This window comes from Mesorhizobium sp. B2-9-1 (assembly GCF_006439455.1).
GTDB lineage: Bacteria > Pseudomonadota > Alphaproteobacteria > Rhizobiales > Rhizobiaceae > Mesorhizobium.
This window is the reverse complement of record NZ_VFTP01000016.1, coordinates 36141-53581: the sequence shown is the minus strand read 5'-3', so window position 1 is coordinate 53581 and position 17441 is coordinate 36141. Positions and strand designations below refer to the sequence as shown.

Below are 17441 nucleotides of genomic sequence, written 5' to 3'. Positions count from 1 at the left end.
GGCTACACCAATTGCTTCGGTTTGACGTAGCGGAACAGCAGCGCCATCAGCGCGCCGACGAACACCACCAGCACGACGCTGATCGCCGCGCCCAGCCCCCAGTCAGGGCTCTGGAAGATGCGCAGATAAATCAGCTCCGCGATCATCACGCTGCGGCCGCCACCCAGGATTGCCGGCGTGACGAAGAAGCCGAGCGAGAAGACGAAGGTGATCAGCGCCGAGCCGATGATGCCGGAGCGCGTCATCGGCACGAACACCGTCCAGAATGTGCGCATGCGGCTGGAGCCGAGGCCGCGCGCCGCAAGCAGCACACGCTCGTCCAGGCTGCGCATGGCGGATGCCAGCGGGAACACCGCGAAGGGGACGAGAAAATGCGACATGCCGACGATGACGCCGAATTCATTGCGCACCAAAGTCAGCGGCTCCGAGATGAAGCCGATCGATTGCAGCCAGGTGTTGATCAGGCCGCGATTGGAGAGCAACGCCACCCAACCGAAGGCGCGCGTCAGCACCGAGATCCAGAACGGCACCAGGATGCAGAACTCGGCAAGCACGCGCTGCGCCGGACTGCCGCGCACCCACACCACGGTGATGGCATAGGCTGCGGTCACCGAGACCACGGTGACGATCGCCGCGATGCGCAGCGTGCGGATGAACACCGACTGCACAAGGTCGTCGGTGAGCAAGGCGTGGTACTGGCCGAGGCCTGGCGTTGGGAGGGTAAAACTCCACTTCACCACGCCGAGGAAGGGCCAGGCATAGGCAAGGAGCAAAAACAGGAGCAGCGGCGCCATCAACAGCGCCGCGCCCATCCTGTCGGAGAGGGGGCCTCTCATCGGTCGGAAAATCTCGGCAGAGCATTTTGCAGCCAAGTGAAATCACTTGGCGTCGCACAAATGCGACCAACAAAAAGACAGAGCGGGATGCCCCAATCCATCAAAATGCATCCCGCTCTCAGGCCGAGATGATCTTGGTGTATTCGTCGAGCGCGGCGCCGTAATTCTTGGCGTACCAATCCATGTCGAGCGGGATCTGCTTCTTCATGTTGTCCGGATCGACCGGGTTGATGCGCTTCTTGTCGGCCGGGATCAGCGCATCGGCCGCCGGATTGGCCGGGCCCTGTCCGAGCTTGTCGAACATCACCAGCTCCTTCTGCGGATCCTGGGTGCTGGCGATGAACTTCATCGCCGCGTCCTTGCCGCCGGGATTGTTCTTCAGCACCGCCAGCGCGCCGGGCGAGATCAGGCCCTGGTCCCAGACGAACTTGATCTGGCCGCCGGAGTCCTGCTCGATCAACGAGGCGCGGGTCGACCATACGATCGCCATCGAGGCTTCGCCGTTGAGCAATACGCTCTGGCTTTCGGCGCCGCCGCCCCAATAGGAGACGACGTTTTCCTTGAAGGCGGCGATCTTGTCATGCGCGCGCTTTAGGTCCAGCGGATAGAGCGAGGCGGGTGCCACACCGTCTGCCAGCAGCGCCGCTTCCCAGCTCGACACGCCCCATTTGTAGAGCGAGCGCTTGCCGGGGAATTTCTTCACGTCGAAGAAGTCGGCCATCCCGGTCGGCGCGTTGGAGCCGAATTTCTGCGAGTCATAGGCGATCACATAGGAGAAGAAGTAGGTCGAGGCGGCATATTCCCAGCCGAAGCCCGGCCGCATCTTGCTCTTGTCGACGACCTTGTAGTCGATCGGCTCGAGCATGCCCTGGCCGCCGAGTGTGATGGCCGAGAACGGATCGACGTCGACCAGGTCCCAGGTCGGCGCGCCGCTCTTGTATTGCGCGGCGATAGCACCTTCGGTCGGGCCGGAGCCGTCCATCTTGACCGGGATGCCTGTTTCCTTGGTGAAGGCCTGGCCGTAAGCGGCATCGTAAGCCGTTATGGCGTCGCCGCCCCAGTTCACCAGCACCAGCCCTTTGGTCTCGGCTTGAGCGCCGGTCGAGCGCAAAAGCATCGGCGTGCCGGCGAGCACGAGGCCCGCAAGCTGCGCGAACTGCCGGCGCGAGATCTCGCCGCGCTTGGCCCGCTCGGCGAGGGATTCGATCGTCTGTTTCTTGGTTTCGTTCGTCATGTCAGTTCCCCTTGTTGTCGTTGATTTTGAACCGGAAGCCGGGCGGCGAATTAAGGCCGCGGCGGCGCTCTCTATTGTCCTCCGTCCGGAAGGAGGAAACCCTTTTCCGCCGGCCAGGTCAGCCAGACGGAATTGCCTTTGCTCAGCGCCGCGGCCGCGACCTCGTTCGGCACCGATACGGTGACCTTGGCGCCCTGGCGCGTGGTGAGGTCGAGCTTGGTTGCGGCACCGAGATAAGTCGAGGCGACAGCGGTCGCCGCGATGCCGTTTTGGTTGGCGAACGCTTCCGGCGCGATCGACATGTCCTCGGGGCGGATGGCGAGGATGGCGTCGCCTTTGATCGCCTCGGCCTTGCATCGCATGTTGACCGCGCGGTCCTCGCAGAGCCCGGTCGCGCCATTGTCGGCGGGACGCACGCCCTTCACCGGCAGCATGTTGATCTCGCCCAGGAACTCGGCGACGAACCGGTTGGTCGGCCGGTTATAGACCTCGTCAGGCCTGCCGACCTGCAACAGCTTGCCGTGGTTGAAGATGGCGACGCGCGACGACAGTGCCAGCGCCTCGCTCTGGTCGTGCGTAACGAAGACGAAGGTGGTGCCGGTCTCCTGGTGCAGCCGCTTCATCTCGGCCTGCATCTGGCCGCGCAGGCTCTTGTCCAGCGCCGAGAACGGCTCGTCGAGCAACAGCACGCCCGGCTCGAACACCAGCGCGCGGGCCAGCGCCACACGCTGCTGCTGGCCGCCGGAAAGCTGCGCCGGCAGCTTCTTCTCGTGGCCATTGAGACCGACGCGTTCGATCATCTCGCCGACACGGTTTTTGATCTCGGAAGTGGATTTCTTGCGCACCTTGAGCGGGAAGGCGATGTTCTGCTCCACGCTCATATGCGGGAATAGTGCGTAGCCCTGGAACACCATGCCGGCGGCGCGCTGCTCGGCCGGCCGATTGGTGATGTCTACGCCGTCGCTGAAAAGCTTGCCTTCGCTCGGCTGCACGAAGCCGGCCAGGATCATCAGGAAGGTGGTCTTGCCGGAGCCGGAAGGCCCAAGCAGCGTCAGGAACTCGCCGCGGCCGATATCGAGCGTCAGATTATCCAGCGCCCGGAACGAGCCGAAGCTCTTGCCTATCCCGTTCGCCTTGATCTCTGCGGCCCGGCCGGGTTGCTGCATTCTGCCTCTTTCCTCACGGTCGATCAAATCGTAGGCACGGCTGCGGCTCACCGCAACCGAATAGTTTTCGCCCGATCGGCAAATTTGATTCACGGGTGGCGAGGGTTGGTGGGCGGCCGGAGCGTTTATGAGCGTTCGACGTGCTCACGAACGTTCGCGATTAGCCAAAGCGTGCGTGCCGTCGTCATTCCAGGGCGGAGCAAGGAGCGAAGCGACGCGCGCAGACCCTGGAATCCATACCGTTACCTACGAGCGTTGCAACGGTCCAGAATTCTCACCCGCCGCACCCTTGGGCCAACGCCACGGCATGGATCCTCGGGTCAAGCCCGAGGATGACGACCGGAGAGGGCGGTGGCTCTCAATCCGCCTAAAGCCTGCTCTCCGACAGCTTCGCCCGCAGCCAGTCGCTGAAGGCGTTGAGCACCGGATGTCCGGCCTTGGCATGCTCGAAGACCAGGAAATAGGCGCGCGGCGAGGGCACGGTTGCTTCGAACGGCTTGACCAGCCGGCCCTCGCTCAGCGCCCGGCGTCCGGTCAGTTCGTCGCCGAGCGCAATTCCCTGGCCGGCGATCGCAGCCGAAAAGACGAGATTCATATCGGAAAAGAAGATGCCGCCCTCGGTGTCGGGATTTTCCACCTTAGACAGCGCCAGCCAGCGCGCCCAGTCCTCGGTATCGCTGAGATGGAGCAGGTTGGCTCGCAGCACGTCGGCTGGTTTGGAAAATCCGCCGACCTTGTTGAGCAGCGTCGGGCTGCAGAGCGGCGTGAAGGAGACCTCGCACAGCAGTTCCACCGCCCGGTTCGGCCAATTGCCGACGCCGAAGGCGATGAAGGCGTCGGCCTCCGCATTGCTGACATCGTCGAGCCGCCGTGGCGTCAGCACGGAGAGCGCGACGTCCGGATACATCTGCTGGAACTCGCCGATATGGGTGCACAGGAACATTGAGGCGAAGCCCGGCGGACAGGAGATGGCGAAGGAGCCGCCGACGCCGGCGCCGCCGCCCTGCGTCACCGCATCGCCGAGCACTGTCAGCGCCTTTCTGACGTCGGCCGCGTAGCGCTGGCCGCGCGGCGTCAGCGCCACGCCCTTGCCGATGCGCTGCAGGAGATCGAAGCCGAGGTCACGCTCGAGCAGCCGCAGCTGATGCGAGACGGCGCTGCGGGTGAGGTGGAGTTCGTCGGCGGCGCGCCAGACGCTGCCGTGACGGGCGAAGCTGTCGAGGGCGCGCAGCGCCTGCGTGGAAGGTATTCGCAAGAGGCCTCAGGTGAACCGAATTTGCACGAGCCGGGAAAACATATCACTTTTTGATGCGCCGCTTCACTGCTTTCTTTAAGGCATGGAGGAACCGGTGACGACTTCAGCGCAGGAGACGGCGCTTGCCTGCATCGACGGCATCCAGCCGTTACTGTCGGCCTGGACGCGCACCATCTTCGATTTCGGCGAGACCGCCTGGCGCGAGTACCAGTCGGCGGCCTGGTATGTGGATCGGCTCAAGCGCGAAGGCTTCTCGGTCGAGGAAGGCTCGGGCGGCATGCCCACGGCCTTCTGCGCCCATTGGACCAACGGCGACGGCCCCGTGATCGGCATGTATGGCGAATACGACGCCGTGCCCGGCAATTGCCAGGACGCCGCTTCGGTGAAACGGCCGCGTGAAGGCCTCGGCGTCGAGGCGGGTGGCCATACCGATCCGCATTCAGGCCTTGGCATAGGCGGCCTCGGCGGACTTTTGGCCACCAAGGCGGCGATGCTGGAGCACGGCATCAAAGGCACGCTGCGCTTCACCGGCGAGCCGGCCGAGAAGGTGCGGGGCTCCAAGCCTATCCATGCTGCCAAGGGTTATTATGACGGCCTTGCCGGCATGATCTCCTTCCATCCCTTCTACATGCTGCCGCTTTGCAACACGGCGCGCTGGGACACGCATTGCGGCGCCGCCTATGCGATGATCTACCGCTTCATCTGCGACGAACCGGAGAACTGGGTTCGCGCCAGCGACGCAGCACCCATCCCGCAGGCGCATTCGGCGGTCAGGGCGCCCGGCGCCAACGACGCGCTGATGATGATGTACATGACCTCCAAGGCGCTGCGCGATTCCATGCTCACGCATCAAGGCGGCTGGTCGATCAGCGAGGCGATCCTGACCGCGGGGCAGGCGACCGCCGACAACCTCCCGGCCGGCCTTGCCGAAATCCAGTACATGATCCGCGTGCCGACCATTGCCATGGCCGAGCAGGTGACCGCCGTTCTCGACCGCAATGCCGAAGCCGCGGCGACGATGAGCGGCTGCCGCCATGAGCGCCACTGGGTGTCGAAGTCGCGTCCGGGGCTGGCCAATCACGCCATGGCCGGCATCACCTATCAGGCGCTGTCGACCGTCGGCGCGCCGCGCTGGAACGAAGAGGCGAGGGCGATCGCCCGCGAGGTCCAGGTCAATGCCGGCGGCGAGGCGACCGAGAACCCGTTCATCGACGAGCTGGAGCGGCTGATTTCGCCGCAAGAGGCCGAAGCAATCCTGCGCCGCGACCTGCCGCCATCGCAGGTGAATTCCACTTCCGACGATTACACCGATATGAGCTGGCACGCGCCGACATCGCGCTTCTACGTTGCACGCCCAGCGCTGCGCGCGGTCACGGGCCATACTTATCCGTCCTGGGCGATGAACGCGCTGGGCGGCATTCCGGCGACCATCGACCCTATGGTAACCTGCGCCGCGAAGACGGTCGCGCTGACGGCGCTGCGCCTGCTCGAGGACAAGGCCGCGCGCGACGCCGCCATGGACGAGTTCGTCAGGCGGACCGGCGGCGGCGTCGGCGGCTCAAACTGGATCGCGCCGCTCTGCGACTACGAACCGCCGATCAACTTCCGCTGGCCGGAATATGTCACCACGCCGCGTGGGCGCGACTGGTGGATCCCGGCCGCCTCCACCGCATGAACGACCAACGACAATCCATCCCGAGGAGAACACCATGACCGTCCATGACCGCATCGTCGCCGAGCCGTTCTCGCTGCAGCGCCGCAACCCCAATGGCGGCACCAAGCCGCTGACCGCCTGGGGCTTCGCCAACGAAACCGATGTGCTGACCGACGTGCTGCTCGGCTCGCCGAACTTCCTGCGCCACCTGTCGACCAGCTCGCTGTCGCGAAAGCATCTGCGTGAAGCGCCCTGCAACGTCCAGATCGCGCAGGCGCAGCACAAGGACCTTGTCGCGGCCTACGAGCATTTCGGCGTCAACATCCACTGGCACGAGCCGACACCGGAGCTGCCGATGCAGGTCTATTCGCGCGATTCCAGCGTCATGACGCCCTATGGCGCCTTCATAACCGCCATGGCCAATTGGTGGCGGCGCGGCGAAAACTACGCCGCCATCCGCACCTATGAAAAGCTCGGCATTCCGATCTACGACATGGTGACCGCCGGCACTTTCGAGGGCGGCGATTTCAACGTCATCGAGGAGGGCGTGGTGCTGATCGGCTGCGGCGGCGCCCGCACGCAGGAAGAAGGCGCGCGTCAGGTGCAGGCCTGGTTCGACAAGGAAGGCTGGGAGACGCGGCTCGCCTTCATCGACGAATATTACGTCCACATCGACCTGATGGTGGTGCCGGTCGCCGAGAAGCTCACCGCCGTCTGCCTCGCCTGCACCGAGCCCGGCATCGTCGACTGGCTGAAGGGCAAGGGCCACGAGATCATCGACGTGCCCTTCCAGGACACGATGGCGCTGGGTTGCAACTTCATGTCGCTCGGCAAGGATAGGGTTATCGCACCGACGTCGAGCAAGACGCTGATCGAAAAGCTGAAGGCACAGGGCTTCGAGGTCGCGGCCGTCGACATGAGCGAGATCTCCAAGACCGGCGGCGGCATCCACTGCATGGCGCAGGCGCTGAAGCGCGTGCCGGCATAACGGACTCTCGAAGTTCGGCAATCGCCACGAAGAATGTCTATCCCTTTGGCCGATAGGCCAGAGGGATATGACCGCGCGCGGCCTGTCAGGAGATTTCGACGCTCCGGTTCCGACCAATCCGATCCTGGGCTAGGCTCTGGCCAGCCGAAACAGGATTGCCGCAACGATGATCGTCCAGGCCTGCATCAACGGCGCCCGAGCCGCCGACTTCCACCCCGCATTGCCGCTCGATCCCGACGCGATGGCGCGCGACGCCGCAGCCTCGATCGCGGCGGGTGCGGCCGAGCTGCATGTGCACGCGCGCGGCGCCGACGGAAGAGAGAGCCTTGCGCCGGAGGCGATGGACAGCACGGTCGCAGCAATCCGCCGCGCCTGTCCAGGCACGCTGATCGGCGTCTCCACCGGCGCCTGGATCGAGAACGACGATTTGCGCACGCTGGTTGCCATCTCCGGCTGGCGCGAGCTGCCCGATTATGCCTCGGTCAATCTCAGCGAGACGCCGGCGCCCGTCGTCATGGAAAGCCTGCGCCAGCGCGGCATCGGCATCGAAGCTGGGCTCGCTTCCATTGCCGACGCCGAGCGCCTGGTCGGCCTCGATCATGGCGGCCGGGTGCTGCGCGTGCTGGTCGAGATTTCCGAGCAGGCGCTGGATGAAGCTTTTGCCGTGGCGGACGGCATCGAGACGGTGTTGGAACGCGCCGGCATTCGTCGCTCCATCCTGCTGCATGGCGAGAACGCCACAGTCTGGCCATTTGTCGAGCGCGCGGCGGCAAGGAAGTTGTCGACGCGGGTAGGCCTGGAGGATGGCAAGGAATTGCCGGACGGCAGTGTCGCGGATGGCAATGCGGCGCTGGTTGCGGCGGCTGTCGGGATTTATCGGTCTCGATAAAACATGGCTAGGCTGGCGAGACAGCGCCCCCCTCTGTCCTGCCGGACATCTCCCCCACAAGGGGGGAGATTGGCAGCTTCGCGGCTGCGCTTCTTTAGACGCCAACAATAGGCGAAAGCCGGTGCGACATCGATCTCCCCCCATGTGGGGGGAGATGGCCGGCAGGCCAGAGGGGGGCGCCGTAGAACGCCACGCTTCCCTGCGTCGAGCGAGGCCTCACTGCGTGTCCGCGTGCGCCCTCAACTCGGCGCGCTTCTCGTCCGACACCACGGCAAGATCCAGCACCTTCTGCAAGCCGGCCGCGTGGCGGAACGTCGGCTCGGTCTGCACGCCGCCCTTCACTGCCTCGACAAAGCGCTGGTAGTTGGTCGGCACCGTGCCGGCGTCGAGCTCTTCCCATTTGGCGTTCTCGACATTTTCGCCGACGCAAGCCTTCAGCATCGAGCCGTCGAGATTGTGCACCACCTCGATGCCGCCCTTGTCGCCATGGATGCGCAGGCGCAACTCGTTGATGTGGCCGGTGGCCCAGCGGCTGGCATGCACCACGCCGAAGGCGCCGTTGGCGAAGTCGAGCGTCATGGCAAAACTGTCGTTGGCGTCGAGCTCGTACTCGCCGATGCGGTTGCCCGGCGCCTTGTCGAAGGTGCGCAGCCTGCAGAAGACATGGTCGATATCGAGCGCCGCGCCATAGCTGGCGAAATCGAGGATGTGGATGCCGACATCGCCGAGCACGCCGTTCGAGCCGTGGCCGCGCGACAGCCGCCACAGCCATTTCGGGTCGGTGCGCCAGTCGCCCCAGAATTTCGACACCAGCCAGCTCTGCAGGTAGGACGCCTCGACATGGCGCACCGTGCCGATCTCGCCGGCCTGCACCATCCGGCGCGCCTTCTGCAGCGCGGCGACATTGCGATAAGTGAGGTTGACCATGTTGACGATGCCGGCGGCTTCCGCGGCATCGGCCATTTCGCTGGCCTTGCCGAAATTTTCCGCCAGCGGCTTCTCGCACAGAACCGGTTTGCCAGCTGCGACCAGCGCCATGGTGGTCGGATGATGGATGCGGTCCGGCGTGACATTGGCGACCGCGTCGAAATCGCCCCAGTCGAGAGCCGCCTCCAGCGAGGTGAAGCGCCTCGGGATCTTGTAGGCGTCGGCATATTCGCCGACGCGGGCCGCATCGACATCGGCCGCGCCGACGATCTCGACGCCCTCGATCGCGCCGAAGCGGCGGGCATGTTCCTGCGCCATCCAGCCGGTACCAAGTATCAAAAGCCGCATTTTCTGTCCCTTTGAGCGATTTGGTTCGATTCAATAACGGGGCAAATGTGACCCGGGCGCTGTTTGCGCGCAATCCCAAACGAAGCGGAGAGGCGCTTTTTTAGCGGAAGCCGGCCTCGCCCCGCGCATGCAGCTTGGGCCCGCGCTCCTCGATCGGCTCCAGCGCCTTCTCGACCGGCACGTTCGGCGCATCGAGGATGGCGGGCTTCGATCCCTGCGGGTTGTGCGCCCACTTCACCGCATTGCGCAGCACCTTCTGCACGGTGGCGTCGTGATAGGTCGGATAGGTTTCGTGTCCGGGGCGGAAGTAGAAGACATTGCCGGCGCCGCGCCGGTAGGTCAGGCCCGAGCGGAACACCTCGCCGCCTTGGAACCAGGAGATGAAGACGGTTTCCAACGGCTCGGGCACGGCGAACTGCTCGCCATACATCTCCTCGTTCTCGAGCTCGAAGAACTCGCCGATGCCGTCGGCGATCGGGTGGCTGGGGCTCGTTACCCAGAGCCGCTCGCGCTCGCCGGCCTCGCGCCATTTCAGCGTGCAGGGCGTGCCCATCAGCCGCCTGAAGATCTTCGAGAAATGGCCGGAATGCAGCACGATCAGCCCCATGCCTTCGAAGACCCTGCGCGCTACGCGCTCGACCACCTCGTCGGCCACCGCGCCATGGTCCTTGTGACCCCACCAGACCAGCACGTCGGTTTCCGCCAGGCGAGCTTCCGGCAGGCCGTGCTCCGGCTGCTCCAGCGTCGCGGTCGAGGCTGATATGCCTGCGTCGGTGTTCAGCGCCGTGGCGATGGTCGCGTGCATGCCTTCCGGATAGATGGAGGCCACCACCTCATTGGTCCGCTCATGGATGTTCTCGCCCCAGACGACAGCGCGAATTGTCATGAATTGCCTCGTGAGTGATTGGGAGCCGCCCCGACGTTCATACATAAAGGCTTTGGACTGTATTGGAAGGTGCTTTGCGGTGGCGAATTTTTGACTTCGTCATTCTAGGGCGGAGCAAGGAGCGAAGCGACGCGCGCAGACCCTCTTAGAATCCATGCCGCGACCCTTGCCGAGGTGTAAGAGCGTTGCAGAACAAAGGATCAGCCTGAACCGCCGTGATGCTCATAGGTAACGGCATGGATTCTAGGGTCTTCACTCCGCTGCGCGTCGCTCCGCCCTAGAATGACGAACTTACGAAGCCGATTGGCAAGCTTCCTTTCCCGTGCGCAATATTAGCCATGGGCGAAGTGCTTGTAGGAGCAGCGATCTTTGCTTGTCTGGCCGGGGCCTCGCTGGTCAGCCTGATGCTGCACGAGCGCTTCCCTGCTCACCACCTTCAGGACGACACCAGCGCGGTGGTGCGGCTTGCCGCGAACCTGTTCGTGGTGATGTCGTCGCTTATGCTCGGCCTGATGATCAATTCAGCCAAGAACACCTTCGAGGCTATCAACGGCAACGTCCACACCTTCGCCACCGATCTCATCCTGCTTGATCGAACGCTGCGGCATTACGGACCGGAAGCGGACAGCGCCCGGCAATCGCTGACCGCATACGTCCAGCGCGTCGTCGACACCTCTGCCGCCGACAGCGACACGACTGTCGTCCCGAACAGGCTGGCGGAACTGCTGCTCAACCAGGTCGGCGACATCCTGGCGGGATTGACGCCGGCGGATGCCAGGCAGACCGCCGCACAACAGGCCGCTACACAGCAACTGCAAAAGCTGATCGAGCAGCGCTGGATACTGGCCGAACAGTCCGAGGGCGCCATACCCACGCCGCTGATCGTTCTGCTCGTCGCCTGGCTGACGTTGATCTTCGCCAGCTTCGGCTTCCGGGCGCCGCGCAACGGCACCGTCGTCTTCACCTGCCTCGTTTCCGGGGCGCTGGTCGCCGCGGCGGTCTATCTGATCGTCGACATGGACAGCCCGTTCTCGGGCCCGATCCAGGTCTCGCCGGCGCCCCTGCAAAGGGCGCTGGCGGAACTGACGACGCAATGAGTTCACCGGCTGGACCGGCCCAGCAATTCAATCAGCAACCTTGCCGCCGCCCCGGCGCCGTCGGTGCGGATCCTGCCGGCGATACTGCTCGCCCGGGCGCCGGTCTCGGGTGCCAGCGCCGTCTCCAACGCCCTCGACAATGACTGCGCCGTCGGCACCGGACCGTCATGCGCGGCGCCGATGCCGAGCTCGGCCACCCGTCGCGCCCAATAGGGCTGGTCGCCGATCTGCGGCACGATCACCTGCGGCGCTCCCGCCCGCGCGGCGGCGACGGTCGTGCCGGCGCCGCCGTGATGGATGACGGCGGCGACGCGGCCGAACAGCGCCTGCTGGTTGACCTCACCGACGGCGAAGCAGTCGTCGCCATCGTCGACGGGGCTGAGCTCGGCCCAGCCATGCGCGAGCACCGCACGGAGGCCCTTGGCGCGGATCGCCTCGATGGCGGCGGCCCCGGCATCCCTGGCGACCGCGATCGAACCGAAGCCGACATAGACCGGCCGCGGGCCGGCATCGAGGAAGGCTTTGAGCCCGTCGGGGAGAGTCCGCTCGTCCGGCAGGATAAAGGCGCCGGTCTGCACGGCGTCGATCAGGTCCGAGCCCGGCCATGGTCCCAGCGTCGGGTCGCAGGCGAGCAGCACCCTATCGCCGTAAACATAGTCCCGAACATTTTGCACCGGAGACAACCCCAGCGATGCGCGATGGCCGTTGATCGCTTCGCCGAAGAGGGCGTTCTTCGTCCGGATGTCCATTTCCCACAGGAGCCGGTTGTCGGTCACGCCGGCCGGCAGCGGATGGCTCGGATATTCATGCGGCCGGTTGTGCGGCGACGGCAGCCAGATGGGGCAGAATGTGCCCAACATGTAGCGCATGCCCCGCTGCTCCGCGACCAGCCGCGCGGCGGCGCAGGATGGAAAGAGGCCGAACGCCACCACGGCGTTGCAGCCTTCGGCGGCCGCGCTCAGCGCCTCATATTGCCTGGCGACGATCTCGGCCGCCTGGCCGGAAATGAGTCTGGCCCGGTCCTCGGGCGACGCCGATCGCGACCGGTTGATCATTTCCTTCGCCCATTCGCGCACCGGCGCGAAGGCCGGGGCCAGCGGCACGCCGGCGCGGGCCAGAAGGGCGCCAAACTCCTCGTCGCCAGGCGCGCTCACGCTGGCCTCGACGCCATGCGCCTGCAACGCCGCGCCCAGCGCCGCCAAAGGCTCGACGTCGCCGCGCGAGCCGTAAGTCGATAACAAGATACGCATTCCATGCTCCGTTGTCGTTTTTCGGAGCAGCGTTGATACGCCATGGCCGGGGGCTTGCCGCAAGCCCGGGCTGCGCCATATCTACCTTCTGGGAAGGGTCGTTGTTGCGTCCTCGTCGCTATCGAAGCGGCGACGACATGCCAAGCATCCGCGCACGTCGGCGCGAAGCCTTTCGGATCGGCAAGTGGGGATCGGCAAGTGCCGGCGACAAGCTCGCCGGCCGGATAGGGCTTAACCCTGGCGGCCTTCCTGGGCGACCCGGGTGGGGGAGCTTGTCAGGCGCGGGACGACGACGAGACGCTTGATCTTGCCGTTTTTGTAGGCGGCAAGGAAGCGGTGATAGTCCTTGAAGACGACGCAGCCATTGGATTCCGCACGGCCGCCGCGCAGCATATAGGTGTGCGCGAGCAGGCCGTTGCGGCCGTATTTGTTGTTGCCGCTGGTCGGCGTGAGCCTGATAGCCTCGACCCCGTGAAAGCGCGACTCGCGCATCGACAGATTGTAGGTGTCGGGCGGCGTCGGGCCGACATTCTTGCGGTTGACGAAGCGCGGCTGGTCGACCATCGAGCCCAGTCCTGAATGCGCTTCCAGTTTCGAGCCGTCGGGCATGTAAACGGTCCTCGCCGAAATATCGTAGACGGCAACGCCATTGCCCGTCGAGGGCCCGTTGAAAAGGTTGCGGAACGCGCTGCCGAGTCCGCGGCGCTCCGGCGTGTCGGGCTTGGCATAGGCGAGCATCTCGGACGCCTGCGCCTTGCGCTTGCCTGGCTTGGAGTCGGTCACGAGCGGTTTCGAGCCTGTCACGCCCGGCAGGGCCTGGTCGCCGTTCCTCGGCGAGACCGCCGTCGGCGCGCTTTGCGCAGTATCTGCGGCGGCCGGCTGCGGCTTGGCCCTGGCGACTGGCGGCTTCGGGGTTTCGGGCTTCTGCGCCCTGGCGGCATTTTCTTCGGGCGCTTCGGTAGCGCGTTCGAGCGTGGCGCGCGGGCGAAGGCCGGGCACAGCAATGGTGTCGGGCAGATCGTCCTGCGGCGGCAGCGAGGCGACCTGGTACGTGCCGTCCTTGCCGTTGTCCGATTTGGCGGCGACATCGGGCGCGTCGGTGTTTTCGAGCGCGACGGCGGTCGGAAGGTCGGCCGTGTCCTCCGGCGCTATGTTGGCGAGCGCCAGCGCCAAGTCAGAAGCGCCGGCGATTTCGGCCGGCCGCGAACCGAAGCGGGCTTCCGCCGGGGCTCCCGGCAGCGCGCCGCCAAAGCGGCTCGCCGAAGGCAGGCTGGCCAGCAGGAACGGCGCCTTCTCGGCGCGGGCAAAGGCATCGGCAAGCTTTTGCGGCGAAAGCGCGGCGCGCTTCACCACGCCGTCGAACGGGTCGACGGCCCCGGCGGCCGAAGCCACCACGACGTTTTCATGCGCGACGCTGTCGGGCGCCGGCAGCCTGAGGCGCGCCATCTTACCAGCGTGGCCTTCTTTCTTCAATTTTTCAGGAGCTTGGCCGTCATGCCTGAAGCTTGTCGCGAGGCTGAAGCAGCCGGAGTCGCAGCCGCCGGTGAGCGAGCCTGCCTTGTAGCCGTCATGGGCGGCAAGGTGCGGCGCCCAGGCGTTGGCGATCTGCCGGCGCTGGTCGCCAAGCGCGATGTTGCGCGGCGAAAGCAGACCTTGCGGCAATCCGTTGGAAGCGGCGGTCAGCGAGGTGCTCACCGAATGGAGCCCCGCCAAGGTGGCGGCGGACCACAGCACGAGGGCGGCGCCGACAGCAGGCACCACGACCCAACGATGACCAGACTTTTTCGAAGTTACCCCCCCTTGAGGAGCGTCACCCCGGTTCTTCAAACGCAAAAACGCCATACGACCACTCTCAATCGGCATGCCGGTTTGCGGACCTGGCACCCGTCACGATCACAGTTCGCTGGTGCCCCCTGCACCTTCACGCGTCTGTTGCCGATTGATTCAAAAGATGGACAAAGTTGGTTAACCAATCCCTCCACCAATCGCCGATTTGGCGATGGTCCATACGAAAAAAGAGCCCTCCACGGTCTATGCCACGGTAAAAATGCTCTTCCTCACCCGCTTTGCTGCCCGTTTTTCCGGCCTCTGTCAAGAAAACGTGAAGGCTGGAACCGCAGCATCTCCAGCCGGCTAGAGGCCGATTGGGGTCAAAATGCGACGGTCTGAAGAATTGCGGAACAAGCCGGTCGCAAAACCTGTGGCCGACCGACGGGTCCGGTCTTCATCAACGAACGTCGATGACGACCATCAGACCGCCGCCGCCCTTCTCCTCGGCATTGTTATTCGTGGTGTGATGCGGGATGTGGCAGTGAATCAGCCACTTGCCCGGACGCCTCGCTGTCCAGACGACGTCATATCGCTGGCCCGGTCCGACATTGACGGTATCGGCAAGGAAACGTGCGGTGGCGGGAACCGTCTCGCCGTCGCGGGCGACCACTTCGAACGGGCCGCCATGGATGTGCATCGGGTGTATGAAGCCGTTGTTGGTGCCGATGAAGCGGACCTTTAGCGTCTCGCCGACCTTCATATGGATCGTATCGGTCGACGGATAGGCCTTGCCATTGATGGTGAAGAAGTTCGGCATGCCGCCATCCATCGGCATCGATGGATAGGTCAGGCCTTCCCGGACCAGCCATTCCTGCAGCTCGATGACATAGTCGTGGTCGGCGGCGACCTCGTCGGCGGGATTGGCGGGATCGATGATCAGCGCGCCATAGAGGCCGAGTGCCTGGGTGCGGTCGGGCTTGGCGTGCGGATGATAGAAGTAAGTGCCGTGCTGGGTGGCGGTAAACTCGTAGGAATAGGTCTGCCCGGGCTCGATCGGCGCCTGGGTGATCTCGGCCGGCCCGTCCATCTGATTGGGCAGGATCAGGCCATGCCAATGCACCGTTGTTTCCTCCGGCAAGGCGTTGGTGACGTTGATGCGCACCCGGTCGCCCTGACGGATATGGATGCGCGGGCCTGGAATCTGACCGTTATAGGCATAGGCGTCGACCGTCACGTCCGGCAGGATGTGCCAGCGGATCACCGACGGTCTCAGCTCGAACACCTTCACGCCGTTTTCCATGCGGAACGGCAGGTCTTGGTCGCCCTTCGCAGCCAGACCGTAAGACGCGCTCACCAGCCGAGGATCGGCCGCCGCCATGTCGCGCATGGCATCGGCCGGCGTGTCACGGTCCATGATCATGCCCTGCGGCATGATCACTCCGCCGACGTCGCGGGCCGAGAGCCTGAGGTTCAGCCAGTTCGCAGGCGCGCCCATGCCGATCGCCAGGGCGAGCGCAGACACCGTACCGAGTGCCGCGATTTGCGGTGTGGTCGCATCCGAGCGCATGTGATGGCCGGCGGCGCGCTGTTCGCCCGCCGGTTCGTGGCCCTGTCGGGCATGGCCGTGCCCGCTCGCTTCGGCCGGTTGCGGGCGCTCGGTCATCAGCCCGTGCTTGAGACCACGCGCGACCAGCCAGACATTGGCGGGATAGGCCAGCGTGAAGCCGGCGATGACGCCCAGCGACATCACGCCCCAGAACAGAAGTTCGGTGGGCTCCATGGCGCGCATGTCGCGGCCCATCATCAGGAAGCTCATGACCGGCGCCATGCCGGCCATCATGAAGTTCATGGAAATGAACTCGGGCAGGAAGCTCTTCTTCACATTCTCCCAATAGCTGCCGCCCATCATCGATTTCATGAACAGCGATTGGAAGATGAACAGCCCGAAGGCAAAGCCGGCGAGATATTCGACGATGAGGTCGAGCCACATCGGCAGGCCGAGGGTGGCGGTGACGACCGCGGCAAGGATGATCCCGGTGGCGTCGCCGGCGACACAGTGGATGGTCGAGCCGACGCCCTGCTTCCAAAGGGGCTTTGTGAAAGCCTCATGCTCGCCGGGGCGCGGTTCCTTGTCGGCCAGCACATAAAGCAGCAGACCGAGCGGGCCCATATAGAGCGTCACCAGGATGAAGCCCCATTTCATCACCACCGGCTCGGGATTGTTGCGGTATTGGTCGAAGCCGACATAGAGCGTCGAAGCGGCCGCGAGCACGAACCAGGCAACGAGGAAATAATCGATCGGTTGGATGAGCATGACGCGGCCTCTGCTCGATGAAACGGCTGGTTGCATCCCCCGCGGAGCAACGCGGCCGGGGCCACTACGATCCATCTTGCGGAATTTGCGGCCCCAGCCTTCGATCGAGCTTGACCTTCCAGCAACTGGAACCCTTAGCGTCGCCGCGAACCCTGGCGGGCCTCCCAATCGAGATCGAGGAGCGGAAAATCTGCTCGGCAAGCGCCAGGGCGTCGCCGATCCGGCAAAAATGCCGGCGGAGCATCTCCTGCACCTCATTCTGCAGGACTGCACGAACTGCCATTCGAAGTTCCGGCGGAAGTCGAATGAGGCCGGACGCGATCAGGGCGTGATATGGTGGCGCACCGTCTTCCACTCCTGCCAGATCAGCCACATGACGACCGCATCGAAAATCGTCAGCACGAGCAGGCCAGGCGAATGCGTATAGGAGTATCGATAGATCTGATAGGCCATGAAGGCGCCGAGCGCCACCAGCGAGGCCGGGTAGGACCACAGCTTGCCGCGCAGCAGGCCGACGACCAGCAGAAGCTTAATCAGCCCGTGGCTGAGCAGGTAGAAGGCGTAGAATTCCTTGCTCGCGACAGAGAATTCGGCGGCCGTCCGCGACAGGTAACTGGCAATGAAGTCGTTGGGATCCTCGATCAGTTCCTCCTGGGTTAAAATGTTGACCCAGGAAGCGATGGTTTCGGTGGTGACGAGGTAAAGCAGGATGCCGCCGACGCACTCGATCAAGGCGTGGGCACCTTTTAGCCATACGCTCACCTCAAAGAGCTGGTGAATGCGATGTTCGTCGGCAGGTTTCAACGATCGACCCCACGTCAGGCCAG

General features: G+C 64.6%; 14 protein-coding genes. 4 read left to right on the top strand and 10 right to left on the bottom strand.

The features are described from left to right. Positions 1–2: 2 nt before the first annotated feature. The 4 genes from FJW05_RS22265 to FJW05_RS22250 form a co-directional block, all read right to left on the bottom strand. Entirely contained in the window at positions 3–836 is an 834-nt protein-coding gene (locus FJW05_RS22265) for an ABC transporter permease (protein WP_140635727.1), read from the bottom strand. A gap of 118 nt (positions 837–954) precedes the next feature. Continuing rightward, complete coding sequence (locus tag FJW05_RS22260; protein ID WP_140635725.1) at positions 955–2070, bottom strand: ABC transporter substrate-binding protein; 1116 nt, start codon at positions 2068–2070, stop codon at positions 955–957. A gap of 71 nt (positions 2071–2141) precedes the next feature. Then, on the bottom strand, positions 2142–3236 hold the full coding sequence (locus FJW05_RS22255; protein ID WP_140635723.1) for an ABC transporter ATP-binding protein: 1095 nt from the start codon (positions 3234–3236) through the stop codon (positions 2142–2144). A gap of 367 nt (positions 3237–3603) precedes the next feature. Continuing rightward, the gene (locus FJW05_RS22250; RefSeq protein ID WP_140635721.1) at positions 3604–4491 is read right to left on the bottom strand and encodes a LysR substrate-binding domain-containing protein; all 888 of its coding nucleotides are present in this window, start codon (positions 4489–4491) and stop codon (positions 3604–3606) included. 82 nt (positions 4492–4573) lie between these two features. Here FJW05_RS22250 and FJW05_RS22245 point away from each other — a divergent pair, with 82 nt between their 5' ends. From FJW05_RS22245 to FJW05_RS22235, 3 genes are all read left to right on the top strand, one after another. Beyond that, the gene (locus FJW05_RS22245; RefSeq protein ID WP_181165035.1) at positions 4574–6166 is read left to right on the top strand and encodes an amidohydrolase; all 1593 of its coding nucleotides are present in this window, start codon (positions 4574–4576) and stop codon (positions 6164–6166) included. A 34-nt stretch (positions 6167–6200) separates the two neighbouring features. Next, positions 6201–7133: a dimethylarginine dimethylaminohydrolase family protein gene (locus tag FJW05_RS22240; RefSeq protein ID WP_140635717.1), complete on the top strand. Its 933-nt coding sequence runs from the start codon at positions 6201–6203 to the stop codon at positions 7131–7133. A gap of 166 nt (positions 7134–7299) precedes the next feature. Beyond that, a complete protein-coding gene (locus FJW05_RS22235) occupies positions 7300–8022 on the top strand; it encodes a 3-keto-5-aminohexanoate cleavage protein (protein ID WP_140635715.1) in 723 nt (240 codons plus the stop codon). Between the two features lie 216 nt (positions 8023–8238). Here the strand turns inward: FJW05_RS22235 and FJW05_RS22230 are convergent, their stop codons facing one another. After that, positions 8239–9297 carry a Gfo/Idh/MocA family oxidoreductase gene (locus tag FJW05_RS22230; protein ID WP_140635713.1) on the bottom strand — a complete coding sequence of 353 codons (1059 nt, stop codon included), beginning with the start codon at positions 9295–9297 and terminating at the stop codon, positions 8239–8241. Between the two features lie 100 nt (positions 9298–9397). After that, positions 9398–10183: a ThuA domain-containing protein gene (locus FJW05_RS22225; protein ID WP_140635711.1), complete on the bottom strand. Its 786-nt coding sequence runs from the start codon at positions 10181–10183 to the stop codon at positions 9398–9400. A 338-nt stretch (positions 10184–10521) separates the two neighbouring features. Between FJW05_RS22225 and FJW05_RS22220 the strand changes: the two genes are divergently transcribed. Further along, positions 10522–11280, top strand: coding sequence for a DUF4239 domain-containing protein (locus FJW05_RS22220; protein WP_140635709.1), 759 nt, complete (start codon positions 10522–10524; stop codon positions 11278–11280). A 2-nt stretch (positions 11281–11282) separates the two neighbouring features. Here FJW05_RS22220 and FJW05_RS22215 read toward each other — a convergent pair whose 3' ends face one another. The 4 genes from FJW05_RS22215 to FJW05_RS22195 all read right to left on the bottom strand — a co-directional run bounded on the left by FJW05_RS22215 (position 11283) and on the right by FJW05_RS22195 (position 17376). Then, positions 11283–12530 (bottom strand): glycosyltransferase, encoded by a 1248-nt coding sequence (locus FJW05_RS22215; protein ID WP_140635707.1) that lies wholly within the window; start codon positions 12528–12530, stop codon positions 11283–11285. A 231-nt stretch (positions 12531–12761) separates the two neighbouring features. Then, positions 12762–14291, bottom strand: coding sequence for a tlde1 domain-containing protein (locus tag FJW05_RS22210; protein WP_246673595.1), 1530 nt, complete (start codon positions 14289–14291; stop codon positions 12762–12764). Positions 14292–14757: 466 nt separating this feature from the next. Further along, positions 14758–16614 (bottom strand): DUF4396 domain-containing protein, encoded by a 1857-nt coding sequence (locus FJW05_RS22205; RefSeq protein WP_140635703.1) that lies wholly within the window; start codon positions 16612–16614, stop codon positions 14758–14760. Between the two features lie 321 nt (positions 16615–16935). Next, the gene (locus tag FJW05_RS22195; RefSeq protein WP_348639832.1) at positions 16936–17376 is read right to left on the bottom strand and encodes a DUF2127 domain-containing protein; all 441 of its coding nucleotides are present in this window, start codon (positions 17374–17376) and stop codon (positions 16936–16938) included. Positions 17377–17441: the final 65 nt, after the last annotated feature.